We start from the raw sequence: 20,975 nt of genomic DNA on the forward strand, positions 1-20,975 counted from the left end.
AGGTCGATACACTTCTAGCCCGTTTGCAGCGTAGGCTGGCGGAAGGCGGGGAACGGGCCGGCGGCCCGACGCCCTGCCCTGACAAGAACGAGAGTGAGGACACCGAGGATGCAACGTCGAACCCTTCTCCAGGCCGCGCTCGGCGGCGCCGCCCTTTCGCCCCTGGCCGCGCCCGCCGTTCGCGCCCAGGGCAGCGGCGCCGGATTTGATCACGTGATCCGCTTGATCATCCCGAACGCCCCGGGCGGTACCAGCGACATCCTGGCCCGCCTGATGGCGCCGGAGATGACGAAGGCGCTGGGTCAGAACGTGGTCGTGGAGAACCGCGCCGGCGCCGGCGGCAACATCGGGGCCGAGCTGGTCGCGAAGAGCCCGCCGGATGCCCACACCGTCCTGCTGATGGACCTGACGACGCTGGCGACCAACCCCGCGCTTTTCCCGCGTCTGGGCTTCAAGAACACGGAGCTGGCGCCGGTCAGCATGCTGATCTACGCGCCCTACATCCTGGGCGTCGCCAACAACCTGAACATCCGCACGGCGCAGGAACTGGCCGCCTACGCCAAGGCGAACCCGGGCAAGCTGAACGCGGCGAATGCCGGCACCGGCACCTCCACCCACCTGACCCTCGTGCAGCTGGAAGATGCCTTCGGCACGCCGATGACGCACGTGCCCTATCGCGGCGGTGCGCCGGCCCTGCTGGCGGTCAGCACCGGAGAGGCCAGCATCACCGCGCAGGGCGCCACCCAGTCCCAGACCTTCGCGCTGAGCGGCCAGATGCGGGCCGTCGCCGTCACCGGGCCGGAGCGCATGGCGAGCCTGCCGGACGTACCCACCTTTAAGGAGCTGAACTGGCCCGCGGCGGAGGCCGGCACCTGGCAGGGCATGATGGTCCAGGCCAACTCCCCGCCGGCCCTAATCGCGAAGCTGCACGAGAGCGCGCGCGAGGCTCTGCGTGCGCCGCCCGTCGCGGCGAAGCTGCGTGAGCTCGGCGCCACCCAGCGCACGGACGGCCCGCAGCAGCTTGCGGCCTGGCTGGCGAGTTCCACCGAGACCTACACGAAGCTCATCCGGGACCACAGCATCCAGGCGGATTAGCCGGCGCGCGAATGCCGCACCGCCGGGGCACGGTTCCCGGCGGTGCAGACGGTCCCGCCATATCCCCGCCTGGGCTGGGGAGGCGCCGTGCCCGGGTCAGGCGCGGCACCCCTCTCCGGACCGTTCAGGCCTGGCCGAGCACCCCGTCCACGCGGCGGAACAGGCCCATCGGGTTGCCATCGCGCAGCGCGGGCGGCAGCAGGGCGTCCGGCATGTCCTGATAGCAGACGGGCCGCAGGAACCGGGTGATGGCGAGCGTGCCGACGGAGGTGGAGCGGCCATCGGCGGTGGAGGGGTAGGGCCCGCCATGCACCATGGCGTGGCTCACCTCCACGCCCGTGGGGTAGCCGTTGACGAGGATGCGCCCCACACGCCGCTCCAGCACCGGCAGCAGCAGCCTTGCCATCTCCACGTCGCCCTCCTCCATCTGGATGGTCGCGGTCAGCTGCCCTTCCAGTCCCTCGGCCAGGCGCAGCATCGTCTCCGTGTCCGGGCAGCGGATGACCAGGGAGGCTGCGCCGAAGACCTCTTCGGCCAGCGCCGGATCCTCCATGAAGTGGGCAGCCGTGGTCTCGAACAGCGCCGCCTCGCCCTGGGTGGAGGCGGTGGCGAGCTGGCCGGAAGCCACCTTGCGCACCCGATTGTTGCCCGCGAGGTGAGACACACCGGTCTGGTAGGCCGAGAGGATGCCGGGTGTCAGCATGGTCTGGGCCGGCGCGCCGCCCAGCGCCTCCGTGGCGGAGGAGAGGAAGGTGTCGAGCTCCGGGCCCTCAAGGGCCAGGACGAGGCCGGGGTTGGTGCAGAACTGGCCGGCGCCGAGGGTGAGCGAGCCCACGAAGCCCTTGCCGATCGCCGCCGCCCGCTTCGCCATGGCCTGGGGCAGCAGGAAGACTGGGTTGATGCTGCTCATCTCCGCGTAGACCGGGATGGGCTCGGGGCGGGCGGCCGCGGTCTTCATCAGCGCGGTGCCGCCGGCGCGTGAGCCGGTGAAGCCCACGGCCTTGATGCGCGCATCGGCCACCAGCCCCTGGCCGACCACCTGGCCGGAGCCGAAGAGCACGGAGAAGACGCCCTCCGGCAGGCCGCAGGCGCGCACCGCCGCCTGGATCGCCCGCCCGACCAGCTCGGAGGTGCCGGGATGGGCGGAATGGGCCTTCACCACCACCGGGCAGCCGGCGGCGAGCGCCGAGGCGGTGTCGCCGCCGCCCACCGAGAAGGCGAGCGGGAAGTTGGACGCCCCGAACACCGCCACGGGCCCGAGCGGGATCATGCGCAGCCGAAGATCCGGGCGGGGCAGGGGGGCGCGCTCCGGGAGGGCCGGGTCGATCCGTGCGGTGAGGTAGGTGCCGTCCCGCACCTCGGAGGCGAAGAGGCGGAGCTGGCCGACGGTGCGGCCGCGCTCGCCCTCCAGCCGCCCGCGCGGCAGGCCGCTCTCGGCCATGGCGCGGGTGATCAGCTCGTCGCCGATATCCAGGATGTTCTGGGCACAGGTTTCCAGGAAGGCGGCGCGCGCCTCGGGCGTGGTCTCACGGTAGGTGTCGAAGGCCGCCCAGGCGAGCGCGCAGGCGCGCTCCACATCCGCCGAGGTGCCGCCGCCATAGGCGGGCTCCATCGGCTGCCCGCTGGCCGCCTCGATTGCACGAACCGGCTTGTCGGTGCCGCGCACCGCAGCCCCGCCGATCAGCATCTCGCCGGTGATCGTGGTCATGGATGGCTCCTCCTTCGATCTCTTCCCGCCTGCGGCCGCTCTGGCACCCGGGAACGTTCCGCGTGTGTAGGGCGGCCCATCCGCCTTGGCGAGAAGCAACCTGCCACGGGCGGGGAGGCTGCGCGGGATGGCGGCACCGGCCGGGGTCCGCTCGACTCGGCTATCGAATCGTCATGGAGGCGCGATTGACGCCTTTCGGCACCTTCGGCAAGGCGGCTCGCCCCAGTGGGCCGGGAAGGGATACGCTGCCATGGAATACGCGCGCCGCTTCAAGTTCCTGGTCTGTGCGCCGAATTTCGACGAAACCGACCTCGAGGGCGCGCGCCTGCAGGAGATCGTGGCCCGGATCGAGCGGGCCGGCTACTCCGCCCTCCGCGCCCGGCGCGACGACGATGCCGAGCTGGTGGTCCGGACCGACGCGGCGATCGGCTGCGTGATCGTGGACTGGGGCAAGAAGGGCCTGCAGGGCCGTTCCGCCGCCCTGATCTCGCTGGTCCGCAAGCGCGGGCTGGATGTGCCGATCATCGTGCTGGTCCGCCGCCACCGGCTGGAGGACATCCCGGTCGAGGTGCTGGACGACGTGGACGGCTTCGTCTTCCTGGCCGAGGAGACGCCGGACTTCATTGCCCGCAACCTCATCTCGCGCCTGCGCCAGTACGCGGACACGCTGAAGACCCCCTTCTTCGGCGCCCTGGTGGACTATGCGGAGCAAGGGAACCAGCTCTGGACCTGCCCGGGCCACAATGGCGGCCAGTTCTACAGCCGCTCGCCGATCGGGCGCATTTTCGTCGAGCATCTCGGCCACGCCGTGTTCCGGGACGACCTGGACAACTCCGTCCTCCAGCTCGGCGACCTGCTGACGCATGAGGGGCCCGCCCTCCGCGCCCAGAAGGAGGCCGCGGCGATATTCGGGGCGGAGAAGACCTACTTCGTCCTCAACGGCACCTCCACCTCGAACAAGGTGGTCCTCACTGCCCTGTTGGCGGAGGGTGACCTCGTGCTGTTCGACCGCAACAACCACAAAGCCGCGCATCACGGCGCGCTGATCCTGGGCGAGGCGACACCGATCTTCGTCGAAACGGCGCGCAACGCGCACGGCATGATCGGGCCGGTCCTGCCGGACGCGCTGGACGAGGCGAGGCTGCGCGAGAGCATCCGCACCAACCCCCTGGTCAAGGATCCGGATGCCTGGCAACGGCCGCGCCCCTTCCGCGCGGCGGTCATCGAACAGTGCACCTATGACGGCACTATCCACTCGGCCGAGATGATCATCGCGAAGATCGGCCATCTCTGCGACTACATCCTCTTCGACGAGGCCTGGGCGGGCTTCATGAAGTTCCACCCCCTTTTCGCCGGCCGCTTCGGCATGGGGCTGCAGGGGTTGGGGCCGGACTCGCCGGGCATCATGGTGACGCAGAGCACGCACAAGCAGCTCGCCAGCTTCTCCCAGGCTTCTCAGATCCATGTGAAGGACGCTCATATCCGCGGCCAGGAACGGCGCGTGGAGCACAAGCGGCTGAACGAGATGTTCCTCGTCCACGCCTCCACCAGCCCCTTCTACCCGCTCTTTGCCTCGCTGGACGTGGGCGCGCAGATGATGAAGGGCCGCTCCGGCGAGGTGCTGTGGGACGACACCGTCCGACTGGGCATCGAGACCCGCAAGAAGCTGCGCCTCAGCCGCCGCGAGTTCGAGGAAAAGGAGGCCGACCCGGCCCGGCGCTGGTTCTTCGATCCCTTCGTGCCCGATGTCGTGACGCTGGACGAAGCGAATGGCGCCCCCATCCCGTGGGAGGATGTGCCGACCGACCGCCTGGCCTCGGACGCGCGCCTCTGGAGCCTTGCGCGCGGGGCGCGCTGGCACGGCTTTCCGGACGTGCCGGAGGGTTGGGCGATGACGGACCCGAACAAGCTGATGCTGCTGACGCCGGGCTTCGACCGCACCACCGGCGAATATGCGGACCACGGCATCCCTGCGCCGGTGGTGGCGGAGTACCTGCGCCAGAACCGGATCGTGCCGGAGAAGAACGACCTCAACAGCCTTCTCTTCCTGCTGACGCCCGGGGTGGAGAGCAGCAAGGCCGGCACGCTGCTATCCCACCTCGTCACCTTCAAGAAGCTGCACGACGCCAACGCGCCGCTAGAGGAGGTGATCCCCGACTTCGTCGCGCGCCGCCGCTGGCGCTACGCAAGGATGCGGCTCCGCGACCTCTGCGCGGAGATGCACGCCTTCTACCGCGATGCAGCGGTGAGCACGCTGCAGACGGCGCAGTTCCAGGCGGGCCACATCCCGGAGATGGCGATGCTGCCGCACCGCGCGGTGAAGGAGCTGGTCCGCAACAGGGTGGACTACCTGCCGCTGGACGAGCTGCACGACCGCATCGCGACAACCCTCTGGGTGGTCTATCCGCCAGGCATCGCCACCATCATACCGGGTGAGCGGCTGGGCGAGCGGGCGCGGCCGATGATCGACTACCTGAAGGTGTTCGAGCGCGCCGCCAACCGCTTCCCGGGCTTCGAGAGCGAAATCCAGGGCGTGTACCGGGAGGCGAAGGGCGAGCGCGAGGTCAGGCTGCACACCTACGTGGTGCGCGAGGGCGCTGCGCGGGTGTAGGGCAGCGCGTCAGGCGAAGCGCTCCGGCCGGTACGCCACCGGGTCGATGAAGGGGGCTTCGCCGCCCATCATCTCCGCAAGCAGGCGCCCGGTTGTCGGCCCGAGCGTCAGCCCCTGGTGGGCGTGACCGAAGGCGCCCCAGAGCCCCTCCTGCCCGGGAATACGGCCGATCACGGGCAGCATGTCCGGGGTGCAGGGGCGGGTGCCCATCCAGGGCCGCCCTTCCACCTTCTCGTCCAACGGCAGGAGGGTGCGGGCCACCGGCTCGGCGCGCTCGATCTGGATCGGGGTCTCCGGCGCGTCCGGGCGGGCAAACTCCGCGCCCGTGGTGAGGCGGATTCCCGCGCGCATGGGCACAAGGCAGAAGCCGCTGGCCTCGTCGATGAAGGGGTGGTTCAGCACCGCATTGCCCTTCATGCCGTAGTGCAGGTGGTAGCCGCGCTTCCCGAACAGGGGAGGGGCATAGCCGAAGCGCCGCGTTACGTCCCCCGCCGCGGCGCCGAGCGCGATCACCGCCTGTCCGGCCTCCACGGGGCCTTCCGCCGTCTGCACCCGCCAGCCCGCGCCGGCCCGGGCCAGCGTGGCCGCGTCGCCCGTCGCCATCCGGCCGCCTTTCGTCTGGAACAGCCGGGCGTAAGAGGTGGTGAGCGCGTGGGGGTCGCTGACGGAATAGGGATCGGTCCAGTGGACCGCCCCGGCGCGGCGCACGAGGAGATGCGGCTCCGCCTCCGCCAGCGCCTGCCCGTCCAGGATGCGATAGCCCACATTGTGGTCGCGATGGGCCGCCTCCGCCTCCCGCCGGGCCGCCTCCAGCTGCGCCTCCGTGCTGAACAGGCGCATCCAGCCGATCGGGCGGAGCAGGTCAGTGGAACCGGCCTCGCGCGCCACGGCCATGTGCTCGTCCAGGCAGGTGACGATGAGCTGCGCATAGGCCCGCGCCATCGCCTCGTAGCGCTCCGGCGCCGAGTTCCACCAATAGCGGAGCAGGGGAAAGGCGAGGCTCGGCAGGGCGTTCGCGTGGTACACCGCGTCAACGGAGCGGTTCTTCGCGATGCGCGCGATCTCGGACACGCTGCGCGGGAACGGATGGGGGAACACCGCCTCGCGCTGGATCAGCCCGGCATTGCCGAAGGAGGCGCCCTCGCCCGGGGCGCGCCGGTCCACCAGCACCACGTCCCACCCGCGCTGCCGCAGGTGTAGGGCGGTGGAAACGCCCACCATCCCCGCGCCCAGCACGATCACCGATTGCACCATGCCCTGTCCCTCAGCCGCCCCGGCGCGGGGCCGATCTCGCGTGGTTCCGGTGTGCCGCGCCGTCAGCGGTACGCCGCGCCCCACCCCTTGCCGGGCTGAGTGGCGGCGCGCGCGTTCCTCGTGAGGTCTGGATTAAAGCCGCGCCGTGCGGCTGTCGAGGCCGGGGCCGCGCCGCCGAAGGGGCTCAGCGCGGGCCGGTGGGATCCGCCGGCCCGTCGAGCCAGGCCCAGGGGCAGCGGGCATGGTCCGCCTCCATGAAGGCCTCGATCGCCGGGGCGTGGCTGAGGGTGAGGTCTAGGTCGGTCCAGCCGTTCAGCAGCTTCGTGCGCCAGACCGGATCGATGGCGAAATCCCAGCGCGCCCCGCCGGCGGCGACGCTGCGGGCCTCGAGATCGACCGTGACCTCTGTGTTGCCCGCCTCCAGCCAGGCCAGAAGGGCTTCCACCGCCTCCTCCTCCATTCGCGCGGGAAGCAGGCCGTTGTTCACGGCGTTGCTGCTGAAGATGTCGCCGAAGCTTGGCGCCAGCACGCAGCGAATTCCGTGGTCCAGCAGCGCATAGGCCGCCGCCTCACGCGAGGAGCCGCTGCCGAAGTTGCGGCGGGCGACGAGCACGGCGCTGCCCGCGCGATCCGGCCGGTTCAGCGGGAAGTCCGGGCGGGGCGTGCCGTCAGGCCCGAAGCGCAGGTCATAGAGCAGAACGTCGCCGTAACCGGCGCTGCGCGGGCGGCTCATGAAGCGGGCAGGAATAAGCTGGTCCGTGTCCACGTTGCTCATCGGCAGGGGGCAGGCGGTGGCGGTGACGACGCGGAGAGGTTCCATCACGCGCGGCCCTCCAGCAGGGGGCGCACATCCGTCAGGTGGCCCGTCACGGCCGCGGCGGCGGCCATGGCCGGGGACATGAGGTGCGTGCGCGCGCCCTTGCCCTGCCGGCCCTTGAAGTTGCGGTTGGTGGTGGAGGCGCAGCGCTCCCCGGCGCCGACGAGGTCGCCATTCATGCCGACGCACATGGAGCAGCCGGATTCCGCCCATTCCAACCCCGCCTCGGTGAAGATGCGGTCCAGCCCCTCCTCCTCTGCCTGCCGCTTCACCAGGGTGGAGCCCGGCGAGACAAGGCCGGGGATGCGGGCGCGGCGGCCGGCGAGGACCGCCGCGGCGGCGCGCAGGTCCTCGATCCGGCTATTCGTACAGGAGCCGATGAAGACGCGGTCCACGACGATGTCCGACAGCCTCTGCCCCGCGCGCAGGCCCATGTAGTCCAGCCCGTCCCGGATCTGCGCGGCGCGGGCGGGATCGGCGGCGCGCTCCGGGTCCGGCAGCGTCGCGGTGACGGGCAGCGCATCCTCGGGGCTCACGCCCCAGGTGACGACAGGGGCGATTTCCGAGCCGTCGAGCACCACCTCGCGATCGAACTCCGCCCCGGTATCGCCCGGAAGGGCGAGCCAGGCCTCGGCGGCCCGGTCGAAGGCGTCTCCCTTCGGGGCGAAAGGACGGCCGCGCAGGAAATCCAGCGTCGTCCCGTCCGGCGCCACCATGCCGCAGCGCGCGCCGGACTCGATGGAGAGGTTGCAGAGGGTGAGGCGCCCCTCGACCGAAAGCGCGCGGATGGCGGAACCCGCATACTCCACCGCGTGGCCCTGCGCGCCATCCGTCCCGATGCGGGCGATGATGGAGAGAGCAATGTCCTTCGCGGCGATACCGGGGCCGGTGCTCCCCTCCACCGCGATCCGCATCCGGCGCGGGCGGCGCTGCCACAGCGTCTGCGTCATCAGGACGTGCGCGACCTCCGAGGCGCCGATGCCGAAAGCCAGCGCCCCAAGGGCGCCATGCGTGGAAGTATGGCTGTCGCCGCACACCACCGTCAGGCCGGGGAGGGTGAGCCCCTGCTCCGGACCGACGACGTGGACGATGCCCTGCGCCGGGCTGTCCAGCCCGAAGAGGCGGAGCCCGTGCTGCACGGCATTGTCCGAGAGCTGCTGCACCATGCGGCGGATCGTGTCGTCCGCGATCGGAGCGCCGCGGCCGCGCGTGGGCACGTAATGGTCGGCCACGCCGATGTTCTGCGAGGGGCGGGCGACCCGCGCTCCGCGAGCACGGAGCTGGTTGAAGGCGTGGTGGGAGCCCTCGTGGAAGAAGTGCCGGTCGATCTGCAACAGCGCCTGCCCGTCCTCCCGCGTCAGGATGACGTGCGCGTCCCAGACCTTATCGAAGAGCGTGCGCGGCCCATTCCCCGCCATGCCCGGTCTCCCTCTTGCTTCCCGAGAGATAGGATCTTGGCGGGGCCGAATGCAATGGCCCTGTCCTTGGCCCTAGACAGGATGCTGTCCCGGTCATAGGACAGCAGCAGGACGAAAGAGAGGGGGCTGGCGTTGAGCGCGGCGGTGGAACCCTTCAAGTCGCGTCGGGTCTATCTGGTGCTGCGGGACCGCATCGCGGGCGGCGCCCTGCCGGCGGGCGCGCGCCTGCCCGGAGAGCCCGACCTGGCCGCCGAGCACGGTGTGGCACGGGTCACGGTCCGCCGCGCCCTGGACCAACTGGCGCAGGACGGGCTGGTGGAGCGCCGCCCTGGCGTGGGCACCTTCGTCCTCGGCGGCACGGCCCTGCCACCGGCCACCGCCGATTTCGCCGATGTCTTCACGCACCTGAAGGAGATGGGGCGGCGCACCGAGGTGCGCCTGCTCTCCTTTGGCTACGCCGTGCCGCCGCCCCCGGTGGCCCAGGCCCTGGAGCTCCTGCCGGGCGAGGCGGCGCAGCGCGCCGTGCGCGTCCGCCGCACCGCCGACGGGCCCTTCTCGTACCTCACCACCCATGTGCCCGCGCGGATCGGGCAGACCTACTCGGAGGCCGAACTGGCCAGCCAGCCCCTGCTGGCGTTGCTGGAGCGATCCGGCCTGCGGATCGGCCGTGCGCGGCAGAGCATCGGCGCCACCCTGGCGGGGCCGGACGTGGCGGAGGTGCTGGAGGTGGGGATCGGCGCCCCGCTGATCGCGCTGACACGGCTGGTGCAGGACGAGGCGGGGCGGCCGGTGGAGCACCTGCACGCCCTGTACCGGCCGGACCGCTTCTCCTTCGAGATGCAGATGCAGCGCACGGGCGCCGAGGGCGAGCGGCGCTGGAGCCCGATGGTGCCGGCGGGCGCGGAACCGGCCAACGCGAATGGCACAGGGCGGGAGCCGAGCCCGCGGGACGAGGAGAGAACAGGTTCATGACCACGCATCCCACGACCACCCGCCGCGCGCTGCTCGGCACCGCCGCCGCGGGCACGGCGCTGCTCGCGATGCCCGGGCTGCTGCGGGCGCAACCCGCGCCCGTGAAGATCGGCCTGTTGCAGCCGCTGACGGGCGCGCTGGCGCAGGATGGCGACCTCGGCCGCATCGGGGCGGAGGCCGCCGTGGCGAAGATCAACGGCGATGGCGGCCTGCCCGCGCTCGGCGGGGCGAAAATCGAGCTGGTCGTGGCCGATGCGCGCTCGAACCCCGAGGCCGGGGTGCAGGAGGTGGAGAAGCTGCAGGGCGAGGGCGTGGTGGCGATCGTGGGCGGCTTCGCCAGCCCGATCTGCCTTGCCGCCAGCCAGGCCGTGGCCCGCTATGATCTGCCCTATGTGGTCGATGTCGGCGTGGCAGACCAGATCGTCTCCCGCGGCCTGTCCAACACCTTCCGCCTGGCGCCGGGCTTCGGCAACGTGACCTCGGCAGCGGTTGAGAACCTGATCCGGCTGAACGACGCCGCCGGGAAGCCGTGTAAGACGGTGGTGCTGGTGCACGAGGACGGCCTGTTCGGCTCCGGCCTCGCGAAGCTGATGCAGGCGGAGCTGCCGAAGCACGGCTTCGAGGTGCTGGAGACAATTGCCCATCCCACCCCCGCGCGCGACATGAACAACATCGCGCTGCGCCTGCGTTCGCTGCGGCCGGACCTGCTGATCCCGTCCTCCTACTACAGCGAGTTCGTGCTGCTCTCCCGCACCATGCGGCAGCAGCGCATCCGCCCGAAGGGGGTCTATGCCGTGCTGAACGGCGCCGCATCCAACTACCGCTTCGTGAAGGAGTTCCCGGACGCGGCGCTGGGCGTGATGGACTGCAACCACTGGCACGACCCGAAGAACGCGGAGGCGATCGCGCTGAAGCGCCAGGTGGACGCCTCCGGCAAGTTCTGGGGCTACAACATCCCCCTGAACTACTCCTGCGTGAAGCTGGTGGCGGATGCGGTGAACCGCGCCGGCGCCGCGGACCGGGCGAAGGTGCTGCAGGCGCTCGCCGCCTCCGACTACTCCGGCCACATCATGCCCTACGGCCCCACGCGCTTCGTCAACGGCCAGAACGGGGGCGCGCGCCCGGTGAACACGCAGGTGCAGGACGGCGACATCAAGGTGATCTTCCCTAACGAGGTCGCGGACTCCCGGCCCGTCTTCCCGATCCAGGGCTGAACGTGCCGATCGAGCTGATGGCGGAGGCCGTTGCGAACGGCCTGCTGGCGGGGGCGGCCTACGCGTTGGTGGCGCTGGGCCTCACCCTCGTCTACGGCGTGCTGCACATCGTGAACTTCGCGCACGGCGCGCTGCTGACCCTGGCGATGTTCGCGGCCTGGGGGCTGCACGCCGCATTCGGGCTGGATCCCTACCTGGCGATCCTGCCCATGGCCGCGGGCTTCATGGCGCTGGGATACGGGTTGCAGCGATGGGTGATCGGCCCCGCCAGCCACGGGGATGACGGGAACACGCTTCTCGTCACCCTCGGCCTCTCCATCGTGATCGAGAACGCGCTGCTGGCCCTGTTCCGGTCCGACACTCGCACGCTCGGCGCCGATTCCGGCTTCGACGTGGTGGAGCTGGGGCCGATGCTGCTCTCCCGCCCGCGCCTGATCGGCTTCGGCGTCTCGCTCCTCGCCGCCGCGCTGCTCTGGGCGGTGCTCTCGGCCACCGACACGGGCAAGGCGATCCGCGCCGTGGCGAAGGAGAAGCTCGGCGCACAGCTCTGCGGGATCGACCCGCGCCACGTATATGCCGTGACCTTCGGGCTGGGCTGCGCCTGCCTGGCCGTCGCGGCCTGCCTGCTCCTCCCAACCTTCTATGTGAATCCGCGCGTCGGCAATGCCTTCGTGCTGGTGGCCTTCACCATCGTCGTGCTCGGCGGCATGGGCTCCATCCCCGGCGCCCTCGTAGGCGGCCTCTTCGTGGGCGTGGTGGAGAGCCTGGGCGGGCTGCTGCTGGGGGAGAGTCTCGGGCAGCTCGGCATCTTCGTGATCTTCATCCTCGTGCTGCTGCTGCGGCCCACCGGCCTCTTCGGGGCGCGGGCATGAGCGCGCGCGACCTCTGGCCGGGGCTGGCGCTGCTGGCCCTCATCGCCCTGATGCCCTTCGTGGCATCCAACACCGTCCTCAATTTCCTGCTCTCCGCGCTGATCGTCGCGCTGGCGGCGCAGGGATGGAACATCCTCGGCGGCTATGCCGGGCAGCTCTCTTTCGGCCACGCGGCTTTCTTCGGCATGGGCGCCTACGCCACCGCCATCCTGCAGATCCGCTACGGGGTGAATGCCTGGGCGGGGCTGGCGGCCGGCATCGCGCTCGGCGCCGTGGTGGGGTGGGTGATCGGCGCGCTCTCCTTCCGCGCGCGGCTGCGCGGCTCCTACTTCGCCCTCGTCACCCTGGCCTTCGCCGAGGTGCTGCGGATCCTCGCGAATGCGGCGGACTTCACGGGCGGCGCCGCGGGGCTGCTGATCCGCCTCTCCCCGGGGGTGGAGAACCTGCAGTTCCCCTCGCGCGCCGTCTTCCTCTGGCTCGTGGCCGGCACCGTCGCGGCGGTGCTGCTGCTCACCGCCTGGATCGCCCGCGGGCGCTTCGGCGCGCGGCTGGTCGCGGTGCGGGAGAACGAGGACGCCGCCCGTGCCCTCGGCGTGGACGTGCTGGCGGTGAAGCTGCGCGCCATCGCGCTCTCCGGTGCTGTCACGGCGGCGGCCGGGTGCCTTTACGCGCAGAACTTCCTCTACCTGGATGCCAGCATCGCCTACGGGACCTGGATCTCGGTGGAAGTGCTGATCGCCTGCGTGCTGGGCGGTGCCGGAACCGTGCTGGGGCCCGTCCTCGGCGCGCTGGCGCTGCACGGCGTGGGGGAGGTCGCGAAGATCGTCCTGGGCCAGGTCGCGGGCCCGGTGCCGGGGGTGGACCTCGTGGTCTTCGGCGCCCTGCTGGTGGTCGGCATCGCCTTCCTGCCGCGCGGCGTGATGGGCGGGCTGCGGCGGCTGGTACAGAGGTTTCCGCGATGAGCCTGCTGCGGGCGGAAAGCCTCTCGCGCCGCTTCGGCGGGCTCCTCGCCGTGGACGGGGCCTCCCTGGAGGTGCCGGAGGGCGGCCTGATTGGCCTCATCGGTCCGAACGGGGCGGGGAAGACAACCCTCTTCGCGCTGGTCTCCGGCTTCCTGGCCCCCAGTGGCGGGCGCGTGCACTTCCTCGGCGAGGACGTGACGCGCGAGCCGCCGCACCGGCGCGCGGCACTTGGCATGGCTCGTACCTTCCAGATCGTGCAGCCCTTCGCGGGGCTGAGCGTGCGGGAGAACATCCTCGTCGGCGCCTATCTCCGCCATCCCGGGCGGGAGGAGGCCGTGCGCGTCGCCGAGGCCGTGGCGACCGAGGTGGGGCTGGGGCCGATGCTGGACCAGCAGGCCTCCGCGCTGACGGTGGCCGGGCGCAAGCGGCTGGAACTGGCGCGAGCGCTGGCGACGGAACCGAAGTTACTCTTGCTGGACGAGGTCCTCGCCGGGCTCAACCCTTCGGAGGTGCGGGACATCATCCCTGTCATCCGCGCTATCCGAGACCGCGGCGTCTCGATCCTGATGATCGAGCACGTGATGCAGGCGGTGATGAACCTGTGCGACCACGTCCACGTGCTGGCGAGCGGGCGCATGATCGCTTCCGGCCCGCCGCGCGAGGTGACGGCCGATCCGCGGGTGATCGAGGCCTATCTCGGCCATGGCGCCGCAGCGCGCATCGCGGCCCAGGGCGCGGAAGGCGGTGCCCATGCTTGAGGTGAAAGGCCTGCGCGCCGGCTACGGGCCGGTGGAGGTGCTGCGCGGCCTCGACATGGCGGTCTCCGCCGGAGAGATCGTGGCGGTGCTCGGCGCCAACGGCGTGGGCAAGACGACGCTGAACAAGGTGCTCTCCGGCGTGGTCCCGGCGCGGGCCGGCGAGATTCGCTTCGACGGCGCGCGGCTGGACGGCATGGACCCCGCCGCCATCGTGGAGGCCGGACTGATCCACGTGCCGGAAGGGCGGCGCATCTTCCCGAACATGAACGTGCGGGAGAACCTGGAGTTCGGCTCCTACCGCCGCGCGCGCCGCCGGCGGGCGTCCAATCTGGAGCGCGTCTTCGAGACCTTCCCCCGCCTGCGCGAGCGGGCGCGGCAGGCGGCCGGCACCCTGTCCGGCGGCGAGCAGCAGATGCTCGCCATCGGCCGCGGGATGATGGCCGAGCCGCGCCTCCTGATCCTGGACGAGCCCTCCCTGGGCCTCTCCCCGCTGCTGGTGGAGGAGATGTTCGCGCTGATCCTCCGCCTGAACGCGGGTGGGCTACCCATCCTGCTCGTGGAGCAGAACGTCGTGCAATCGCTGGAGATCGCCTCGCGCGGCTTCATCCTGGAAAACGGCACCTTCGCCATGAGCGGACCCGCCGCCGCCCTGCGCGACGACCCGGAGCTGCGCCGCGTCTATCTCGGCCTGTGAGGAACCCATGACCACCAATTCCCTCAAGCGGCGCCTGGCCGGGCCGAGGCCCGTGACCGCCCCCGGCGTCTACGACGCGCTAACGGGCCACCTGGCCGAGGAGGCGGGTTTCGAGGCCGCCTACGTCTCTGGCGCCGCCATCGCCTACACGCGGCTGGGGCGGCCCGATATCGGCCTCGTCTCCATGGCGGAGGTCGCGGAGACGGTCTCGCTGATCCGCGACCGCGTCTCCATCCCGCTAGTCGTCGACGCCGACAATGGCCACGGTAACGCGCTGAACGTGCAGCGCACGGTGCGCATGTACGAGCGCGCCGGGGCGAACGCCCTGCAGCTCGAGGACCAGACGCTGCCCAAGCGCTGCGGCCACCTGCAGGGCAAGTCGATCGTCTCCGCGTCCGAGATGGTCGGGAAGATCCGCGCCGCGGTGGATGCGCGGGCGAGCGATGAGACGCTGATCATTGCCCGCACTGACGCCGTTGCGGTGGAGGGGATCGAGGCCGCGCTGGACCGCGCCGCGCTCTATGCCGAGGCGGGTGCGGACGTGCTCTTCGTGGAGGCACCGCGCGACGCCACGCAGATGGCGGCGGTGGTCGCGCGCCTGGGTGGGCTGCGGCCGCTGATGGCGAACATGGTGGAGGGCGGAGACACGCCCATCTCCACCGGCGAGGAGCTAGGGCGCCTGGGCTTCCGCCTCGTCATCTTCCCGGGCGGCATCGTGCGCGCTCTCGCGCTGACCGCGCAGGCCTATTACCGCTCCCTCGCGGCGCACGGCTCCAACCAGCCCTTCGCGGACCGCATGCTGGACTTCAAGGGGCTGAATGCCCTGATCGGCACGCCCGAGATGCTTGAGCTCGGCGCGCGCTACGACGCCCGGGACGCCGCCGAATGACACCTGATCCCGCCACACCCGATCCCGTGACCCTGGCCATCCTGAAGGGCCGGCTGGAGGGCATCGCGGACGAGATGGACGCGACCCTCTTCCGCTCCGCCTTCAACCCCATCATCGCGGAGGCGAAGGACGCCTGCCACGGCCTGTACCACGCCGCCACCGGCGAAACCCTGGTGCAGGGCACGAGCGGGCTGCCGATCTTCGTCGGCGCCATGGCCTTCGCCGTGAAGGTCGTGATCGACAAGACGGCGCGGGAGGGCGATCTGCGCCCCGGCGACACCTTCCTGTTCAACGATCCGTATGACGGTGGAACGCACCTCAACGACTTCCGCCTGGTGCGCCCTGTGTTCCGCCAAGGCGAGCTGTTCTGCTGGATCGCATCCGTCGGCCACTGGCTCGACGTCGGCGGCAACGTGCCCGGCGGCTACAACCCGAAGGCGGTGGAGAGCTTCCAGGAGGGCTTCCGCCTGCCGCCCGTCCGCCTGATGCGCGACGGTGCCGTGAACCAGGACATCGTGGACATCCTGGCCGCCAATTCCCGCGTTCCCGCCTCCAACTGGGGCGACCTGAACGGCCAGATCAACGCGCTGGACCTCGGGGAGCGCCGGCTTGGCGCGCTGATCGACGAGCACGGGGAGGAGGTGGTGCAGGGCGCCTTCACCGCCTTCTCCGCACGCGCCGAGGCGCTGATGCGTTCCTCTATCGCCGGCCTGCCGGACGGCACCTACGCCTTCGAGGATGTGCTGGACAATGACGGCATCACCGACGAGGTGTTGACCATCGCGCTGGATCTCACGATCCAGGGCGAGGAGATGGTGCTGGACTTCTCACGCTCATCCCCGCCCGCGCAGGGGCCGGTGAGCATCAGCCGCGCCACGACCATCGCCGGCTGCTACGTGGCGCTGAAGCACGTTTTCACCGAGGTCCCGGCCAATGCCGGTTGCCTGCGCCCGATCCGCTTCGTGGTGCCGGAGACCACGCTGCTCGGTGCCGGCCCGCCGCACCCGGTGGCGGGCTATACGGAAACGGTGCTCCGGCTGATCGGCGTGATCTTCGGTGCGCTGGCGAAGGCCGATCCCTCCCGCGCCACGGCGGCACCCTTTGGCACGATCAACGCGCTCTCCATGGCCGGGCACCGCAAGGATGGCTCGCGCTGGGTGATGTTCTCCTTCTTCGGCGGCGGGCTGGGCGGCAATCCGGAGAGTGATGGGCTGAACCACGCGAACAACCCGATCTCCACCGCCACCATCCCGCCGGTGGAGATCCTGGAGGCCGCGTACCCCGTGATGTTCAAGCAATGGGCGCTGCGGCCGGACTCCGCGGGCGCCGGGCAGCATCGCGGCGGCCTGGGCGCGGTGTACGAGATCGAGGCGCTGGTGCCCGCCAGCGTCTCCCTGCTGGGCGAGCGCGGCAAGGTGGCACCCTTCGGCGTCGGCGGCGGTGGCGCGGCCGCGCCGAACCGCTTCCACTGGGAAACGGAGGACGGGATGCGTTCCCCGCCCATGGTCTCGAAGGTGACGGACATCCGCATCGCGGCGGGCCAGCGCGTGCGCCTGGAAACGCCGGGCGGCGGCGGCTGGGGCGATCCCGCCTCGCGCGATCCGGCGGCAGCGGAACGGGATCGTCGGATGGGCTACGTGACGGACGGGGCGGCGGAATGAGCGGGGCAGCCAAGATCGTCGGCGTGGATGTCGGCGGAACCTTCACGGACCTCTTCCTCTTCGACGAGACGGCGAAGAGCTTCCGCACCGCCAAGGTGCCATCCAACCGCGGCGACGAAGCGGTGGGCTTCCTGAACGGGCTGCGGCAGTTCGGGGCAGTGGACGAGCTGACCTCGGTCGTGCACGGCACCACCGTCGGCACCAACGCGCTGCTGGAGCGCAAGGGCGCGAAGGTCGGCCTTATCACCACGCGTGGCTTCCGTGACGTGATCGAGATGCGCCGCCGCGACCGCCTGCGCACCTGGGGTCTCTGGGGCGACTTCGTCCCGGTGGTGGACCGCGACATGCGGCTGGAGGTGACGGAGCGCACCCTGGCGGACGGCACGGTCCGCGACGCCGTGGACGCCGAGGAGGTGCGCGCCGCCGTTCGCCAGCTCATCGCCCAGGGGGCGGAGGCGCTGGCAATCGTCTTCATCAATGCCTACGCGAACCCGGCGAACGAGAGGGCGGCCCTGGCCGCCGCCGCCTCCGTCTGGGAAGGCGAGGCGATCGGCTGCTCCACCCAGATTCTGCCGGAGATCCGGGAGTTCGAGCGTACCTCCACCACCGCGCTCAACGCCTACCTGCAGCCCGTGGTCGGCTCCTACCTTGGCAAGCTGGACGATGCGCTGAAGAGCGATGGCTTCACGGGCCGCTTCCATATCGTGCAGTCCAATGGCGGCGTCATGTCCACGGAATCCGCCCGCCGGTTGCCGGTCCGCACCGCGCTGTCCGGCCCGGCGGCTGGGGTGATCGCGGCAGCCGCCATCGCGCGGGAGGCTGGCTTCCCGGACGTGGTGACGGGTGACCTCGGCGGCACCTCCTTCGACGTCTCGCTCGTCGTCGGCGGGGAAACGGCGCTTGCGGCGCAGACTACCATCGATTTCGGCCTGGTCATCCGCACGCCGATGATCGAGATCACCACCATCGGCGCCGGCGGCGGCTCCATCGCGCGCGTCGACGCGGGAGGCCTGCTGCAAGTGGGGCCGGAGAGCGCGGGCTCACGCCCGGGCCCGGTCTGCTACGCCGGCGGCAACACGCGCCCGACGCTGACGGACGCCAATGTCGTGCTCGGCCGCATCAACGCGGAGCGGCCGATCGGCGGCAGCCTGAAGCGGCTGGACGTTGAGGCGGCAAAGGCGGCGATCCTGGAGCATGTCGGCAGGCCGCTGGGCCTCGGCGCCATGCAGGCGGCTGAGGCGATCCTGCGCGTGGCGAACGGCCACATGGCGAAGGCCATCCGCCTTGTCTCCATTGAGCGCGGGCACGACCCCGCGCGCTTCGCCGCCGTGCCCTTCGGCGGCGGCGGCGCGCTGCACGCGGGCGCGCTGATCCGGGAGGTGGGGCTGAAGGCGGCGCTGGTGCCGCGCTTCCCCGGCATCAACTCCGCGCTGGGCTGCGTGATCGCGGACATCCGGCATGACCAGGTCCGCACCGTGAACCTCTCCCTGGAGGGAATCGACGCGGCGGCGCTGGACAGGCTGATGGTGGAGGAAGCCGCCGCGGTGCGCGAGGTGGTGGCCGATGCCGGACTGCCGGTGGAGCGCATCGACACGGTCTTCGCGCTGGACATGCACTATGTCGGGCAGACCCACACGGTGGCCGTGACCCTTCCCGTCGAGGTGGCGAACGGCACAACAGGGATCACCGAGGACACCATCCGCGCGGCCTTCGAGGCCGCCTACCAGGCGAGCTTCAGCCGGCTTCTCACAGGCGTGCCGGCGCGGATCGTCAACCTCCGCACCGCCGCAATCGGCCGCCGCCCCCGCTTCGATCTCTCCGCACTCGCGCCCGAGCCGGGCGCCACGCTGGAGGGCGCGCGGCGCGGTTCGCGGCAGGTGTGGTTCAGCGGGGGATGGCACGAGGCCGCGGTGTTCGCGCGCCTGGACCTGCCGGCCGGCGCGGTGATCACAGGCCCCGCGATCCTGGAGCAGCCCGACGCGACCACGGTTGTCGATCCCGGCCTGACCGCGCGCGTGGACAAGCTGGGCAACGTCATTGTCGAGGCGTCCGCATGAGTAATCCCCCCGCCGCCAACACCGCGCTGCTCCTCTTCGACCTGCAGAACGACTTCGTCCATCCGGACGGCGCCTATGCGCGGGGAGGGCAGGGGGACCCTTCCATTGCCGCCCTGCCGGCGAAGTTGGCACCCCTGGCGGATGCCGTCCGCAAGGCCGGCGGCTGGATCGCCTCAACGCATTTCACGCTGTGGCCGGGCCGCGGCGGCGAACCGATCATCGCGCCGCATCTGAAGCGGCTGCGCCCCTTCCTGCGGCGCGGCGACTTCGCCCCGGGAAGCTGGGGCCAGGCACTGCTGGAGGAACTGGGGCCGAGCGACATCCCCATCGAGAAGGTCGCCTACTCAGCCTTCTACATGACCCGGCTGGAATGGATGATCCGCAAGTGCGGGATCGAGCACCTGATCGTCGGCGGCATCGTCACCAACGGGGGCGTCTCCACCACGGTGCGGGACGCGCATGTGCGGGACATCGAGGTCACCGTCCTCTCGGACGGCTGCGCGGCCTTCGGGAGGGAGGCGCACGAGACCGCCATCGCCGCGCTACGCCCCGTCGCGCGCATCGCCACGGTCGCGGAGATGATGGCGGAGATCTCCGCGTGATCCTGCCGGCGCTGGAGGCCTACGACGTCTCCATCCCCGTGGTCGTCGTGGGCGCCGGCGCCGCCGGCCTCTGCGCGGCACTGGCCGCGAAGGAAGCCGGGGCGGAGGTACTGGTGCTGGAGCGCGACCCGGTGCCGCGCGGCTCCACCGCGCTCTCCGCCGGGCTGGTGCCCGCCGCCGGCACGCGCTGGCAGCGCGCGGCGGGGATCGAGGACAGCCCGGACCGCTTCGCCGCCGACATCATGGCGAAGGCCGGGGGAGAGCCGGACCCGGCGGAGGTGGAGACCGTTACCCGCGCCGCCGGCCCCGCGCTGGAGTGGCTGGCGGACGCGCACGGGTTGGACTTCTCGGTCATCACGGATTTCCGCTACCCCGGCCACTCCGCCAATCGCATGCACGGCCTGCCCAGTCGCTCCGGCGAGGAGCTGGTGGACCGGCTGCGCGAGGCTGCGGAACGGGCGGGGATCGACATTCTCTGCGACGCGCAGGCCGTCGCCCTGCACGCGGCGCCGGACGGGCGCGTCACGGGCCTGACGCTCCGCCGCCCGGACGGCACGGAGGACATGCTGGGCTGCGGCGCGCTCGTTCTCGCCTGCAACGGCTACGGCGGCAACAAGGACCTCGTGCGGCAGCACGTCCCGGCGCTGTCGGACGCCCTCTACTTCGGCCACCCCGGCAACCAGGGGGACGCGATCCTGTGGGGTGCGGCACTGAGTGCGGCCACGCGCCACCTTTCCGGCCACCAGGGCCATGGATCGGTTGCGCATCCCGCCGGCATCCTCATCACCTGGGCCACGATCACCGAGGGTGGCGTGCAGGTGAACCTGGAGGGCCGCCGCTTCTCCGACGAGGGCCACGGCTACTCCGAGCAGGCCGCGAAGGTGCTGGAGCAGCCGGAAGGCATTGCCTGGACGGTCTTCGACGCGCGCATCGCCGGCATTGCCCGCCAGTTCGAGGATTTTCGCCAGGCGGAGGCCGCGGGCGCGATCCTCGCCGCCGACAGCATCCCCGCCCTGGCCGCCGCGACGCGGCTGCCGGAGGCAGCGTTGAGGGAGACGCTCGGCCAGGTCGAGCACCTCAAGGCGACGGGCGGCACGGATGCCTTCGGCCGCTCCTTCGCGGGCGTCCCGCCGATCTCGCCTCCCTACCGCGCGGTGCGCGTCACGGGCGCGCTCTTCCACACGCAGGGCGGGCTCGCCGTCGACTCCGGCGCGCGGGTCACGCGGTCCGACGGGAGAGCCTTCCCCAACCTCTTCGCCGCGGGCGGGGCGGCCTGCGGCGTCTCGGGGCCGCACGCCTCGGGCTACCTCTCGGGCAACGGCCTGCTCACGGCGGTGGCGCTCGGCCGCCTCGCCGGCGGCGGCGCGGCGGCACTCGCCACCCCGCCGTAA

General features: G+C 71.3%; 17 protein-coding genes. 13 read left to right on the forward strand and 4 right to left on the reverse strand.

What is annotated here, in order from left to right; all coding sequences use genetic code 11:
* Positions 1–108: 108 nt before the first annotated feature.
* On the forward strand, positions 109–1,095 hold the full coding sequence (locus NRP21_RS10035) for a Bug family tripartite tricarboxylate transporter substrate binding protein (RefSeq protein ID WP_257716057.1): 987 nt from the start codon (positions 109–111) through the stop codon (positions 1,093–1,095).
* 124 nt (positions 1,096–1,219) lie between these two features.
* Here the strand turns inward: NRP21_RS10035 and NRP21_RS10040 are convergent, their stop codons facing one another.
* Positions 1,220–2,803 carry an aldehyde dehydrogenase (NADP(+)) gene (locus NRP21_RS10040; RefSeq protein ID WP_257716058.1) on the reverse strand — a complete coding sequence of 528 codons (1,584 nt, stop codon included), beginning with the start codon at positions 2,801–2,803 and terminating at the stop codon, positions 1,220–1,222.
* A 250-nt stretch (positions 2,804–3,053) separates the two neighbouring features.
* Here NRP21_RS10040 and NRP21_RS10045 point away from each other — a divergent pair, with 250 nt between their 5' ends.
* On the forward strand, positions 3,054–5,414 hold the full coding sequence (locus NRP21_RS10045) for an Orn/Lys/Arg family decarboxylase (RefSeq protein WP_257716059.1): 2,361 nt from the start codon (positions 3,054–3,056) through the stop codon (positions 5,412–5,414).
* Between the two features lie 9 nt (positions 5,415–5,423).
* On the opposite strand, the gene NRP21_RS10050 is transcribed toward NRP21_RS10045, so the two are convergent.
* The 3 genes from NRP21_RS10050 to leuC form a co-directional block, all read right to left on the reverse strand.
* A complete protein-coding gene (locus tag NRP21_RS10050; protein ID WP_257716060.1) occupies positions 5,424–6,668 on the reverse strand; it encodes an NAD(P)/FAD-dependent oxidoreductase in 1,245 nt (414 codons plus the stop codon).
* A 184-nt stretch (positions 6,669–6,852) separates the two neighbouring features.
* The gene (gene leuD, locus NRP21_RS10055) at positions 6,853–7,488 is read right to left on the reverse strand and encodes a 3-isopropylmalate dehydratase small subunit (RefSeq protein WP_257716061.1); all 636 of its coding nucleotides are present in this window, start codon (positions 7,486–7,488) and stop codon (positions 6,853–6,855) included.
* Complete coding sequence (gene leuC, locus NRP21_RS10060; protein WP_257716062.1) at positions 7,488–8,903, reverse strand: 3-isopropylmalate dehydratase large subunit; 1,416 nt, start codon at positions 8,901–8,903, stop codon at positions 7,488–7,490. The genes leuD and leuC overlap by 1 nt, the downstream gene beginning before the upstream one ends.
* A 132-nt stretch (positions 8,904–9,035) precedes the next feature.
* Here leuC and NRP21_RS10065 point away from each other — a divergent pair, with 132 nt between their 5' ends.
* Genes NRP21_RS10065 through NRP21_RS10115 form a run of 11 tightly spaced genes read left to right on the forward strand, consistent with a single transcriptional unit; the run spans position 9,036 to position 20,975 of the window.
* The gene (locus tag NRP21_RS10065; RefSeq protein ID WP_257716063.1) at positions 9,036–9,875 is read left to right on the forward strand and encodes a GntR family transcriptional regulator; all 840 of its coding nucleotides are present in this window, start codon (positions 9,036–9,038) and stop codon (positions 9,873–9,875) included.
* On the forward strand, positions 9,872–11,089 hold the full coding sequence (locus NRP21_RS10070) for an ABC transporter substrate-binding protein (protein WP_257716064.1): 1,218 nt from the start codon (positions 9,872–9,874) through the stop codon (positions 11,087–11,089). Before NRP21_RS10065 ends, NRP21_RS10070 begins: the two co-directional genes overlap by 4 nt.
* A 2-nt stretch (positions 11,090–11,091) precedes the next feature.
* Positions 11,092–11,961 carry a branched-chain amino acid ABC transporter permease gene (locus NRP21_RS10075; RefSeq protein WP_257716065.1) on the forward strand — a complete coding sequence of 290 codons (870 nt, stop codon included), beginning with the start codon at positions 11,092–11,094 and terminating at the stop codon, positions 11,959–11,961.
* On the forward strand, positions 11,958–12,923 hold the full coding sequence (locus NRP21_RS10080; protein WP_257716066.1) for a branched-chain amino acid ABC transporter permease: 966 nt from the start codon (positions 11,958–11,960) through the stop codon (positions 12,921–12,923). The genes NRP21_RS10075 and NRP21_RS10080 overlap by 4 nt, the downstream gene beginning before the upstream one ends.
* Positions 12,920–13,681, forward strand: coding sequence for an ABC transporter ATP-binding protein (locus tag NRP21_RS10085; protein WP_257716067.1), 762 nt, complete (start codon positions 12,920–12,922; stop codon positions 13,679–13,681). The genes NRP21_RS10080 and NRP21_RS10085 overlap by 4 nt, the downstream gene beginning before the upstream one ends.
* Positions 13,674–14,375, forward strand: coding sequence for an ABC transporter ATP-binding protein (locus NRP21_RS10090; RefSeq protein ID WP_257716068.1), 702 nt, complete (start codon positions 13,674–13,676; stop codon positions 14,373–14,375). Before NRP21_RS10085 ends, NRP21_RS10090 begins: the two co-directional genes overlap by 8 nt.
* A 7-nt stretch (positions 14,376–14,382) precedes the next feature.
* Positions 14,383–15,264 carry an isocitrate lyase/PEP mutase family protein gene (locus NRP21_RS10095; RefSeq protein WP_257716069.1) on the forward strand — a complete coding sequence of 294 codons (882 nt, stop codon included), beginning with the start codon at positions 14,383–14,385 and terminating at the stop codon, positions 15,262–15,264.
* The gene (locus tag NRP21_RS10100) at positions 15,261–16,925 is read left to right on the forward strand and encodes a hydantoinase B/oxoprolinase family protein (RefSeq protein ID WP_257716070.1); all 1,665 of its coding nucleotides are present in this window, start codon (positions 15,261–15,263) and stop codon (positions 16,923–16,925) included. Before NRP21_RS10095 ends, NRP21_RS10100 begins: the two co-directional genes overlap by 4 nt.
* Positions 16,922–18,982 (forward strand): hydantoinase/oxoprolinase family protein, encoded by a 2,061-nt coding sequence (locus NRP21_RS10105; RefSeq protein ID WP_257716071.1) that lies wholly within the window; start codon positions 16,922–16,924, stop codon positions 18,980–18,982. Before NRP21_RS10100 ends, NRP21_RS10105 begins: the two co-directional genes overlap by 4 nt.
* Positions 18,979–19,584, forward strand: coding sequence for a cysteine hydrolase (locus tag NRP21_RS10110; RefSeq protein ID WP_257716072.1), 606 nt, complete (start codon positions 18,979–18,981; stop codon positions 19,582–19,584). Before NRP21_RS10105 ends, NRP21_RS10110 begins: the two co-directional genes overlap by 4 nt.
* Positions 19,581–20,975, forward strand: a complete 1,395-nt coding sequence (locus NRP21_RS10115) for an FAD-dependent oxidoreductase (RefSeq protein ID WP_257716073.1) — start codon at positions 19,581–19,583, stop codon at positions 20,973–20,975. Before NRP21_RS10110 ends, NRP21_RS10115 begins: the two co-directional genes overlap by 4 nt.

This window comes from Roseomonas populi, assembly GCF_024594815.1.
GTDB lineage: Bacteria > Pseudomonadota > Alphaproteobacteria > Acetobacterales > Acetobacteraceae > Roseomonas > Roseomonas populi.

Coding starts and splice junctions, on each gene's coding strand:
- NRP21_RS10045 (WP_257716059.1), top strand. CDS start 3,054: ATGGAATACGCGCGCCGCTTCAAGTTCCTGGTCTGTGCGCCGAATTTC.
- NRP21_RS10090 (WP_257716068.1), top strand. CDS start 13,674: ATGCTTGAGGTGAAAGGCCTGCGCGCCGGCTACGGGCCGGTGGAGGTG.
- NRP21_RS10110 (WP_257716072.1), top strand. CDS start 18,979: ATGAGTAATCCCCCCGCCGCCAACACCGCGCTGCTCCTCTTCGACCTG.
- NRP21_RS10095 (WP_257716069.1), top strand. CDS start 14,383: ATGACCACCAATTCCCTCAAGCGGCGCCTGGCCGGGCCGAGGCCCGTG.
- NRP21_RS10105 (WP_257716071.1), top strand. CDS start 16,922: ATGAGCGGGGCAGCCAAGATCGTCGGCGTGGATGTCGGCGGAACCTTC.
- NRP21_RS10080 (WP_257716066.1), top strand. CDS start 11,958: ATGAGCGCGCGCGACCTCTGGCCGGGGCTGGCGCTGCTGGCCCTCATC.
- leuD (WP_257716061.1), bottom strand. CDS start 7,488: ATGGAACCTCTCCGCGTCGTCACCGCCACCGCCTGCCCCCTGCCGATG.
- NRP21_RS10040 (WP_257716058.1), bottom strand. CDS start 2,803: ATGACCACGATCACCGGCGAGATGCTGATCGGCGGGGCTGCGGTGCGC.
- NRP21_RS10035 (WP_257716057.1), top strand. CDS start 109: ATGCAACGTCGAACCCTTCTCCAGGCCGCGCTCGGCGGCGCCGCCCTT.
- NRP21_RS10050 (WP_257716060.1), bottom strand. CDS start 6,668: ATGGTGCAATCGGTGATCGTGCTGGGCGCGGGGATGGTGGGCGTTTCC.
- NRP21_RS10070 (WP_257716064.1), top strand. CDS start 9,872: ATGACCACGCATCCCACGACCACCCGCCGCGCGCTGCTCGGCACCGCC.
- NRP21_RS10085 (WP_257716067.1), top strand. CDS start 12,920: ATGAGCCTGCTGCGGGCGGAAAGCCTCTCGCGCCGCTTCGGCGGGCTC.
- NRP21_RS10100 (WP_257716070.1), top strand. CDS start 15,261: ATGACACCTGATCCCGCCACACCCGATCCCGTGACCCTGGCCATCCTG.
- leuC (WP_257716062.1), bottom strand. CDS start 8,903: ATGGCGGGGAATGGGCCGCGCACGCTCTTCGATAAGGTCTGGGACGCG.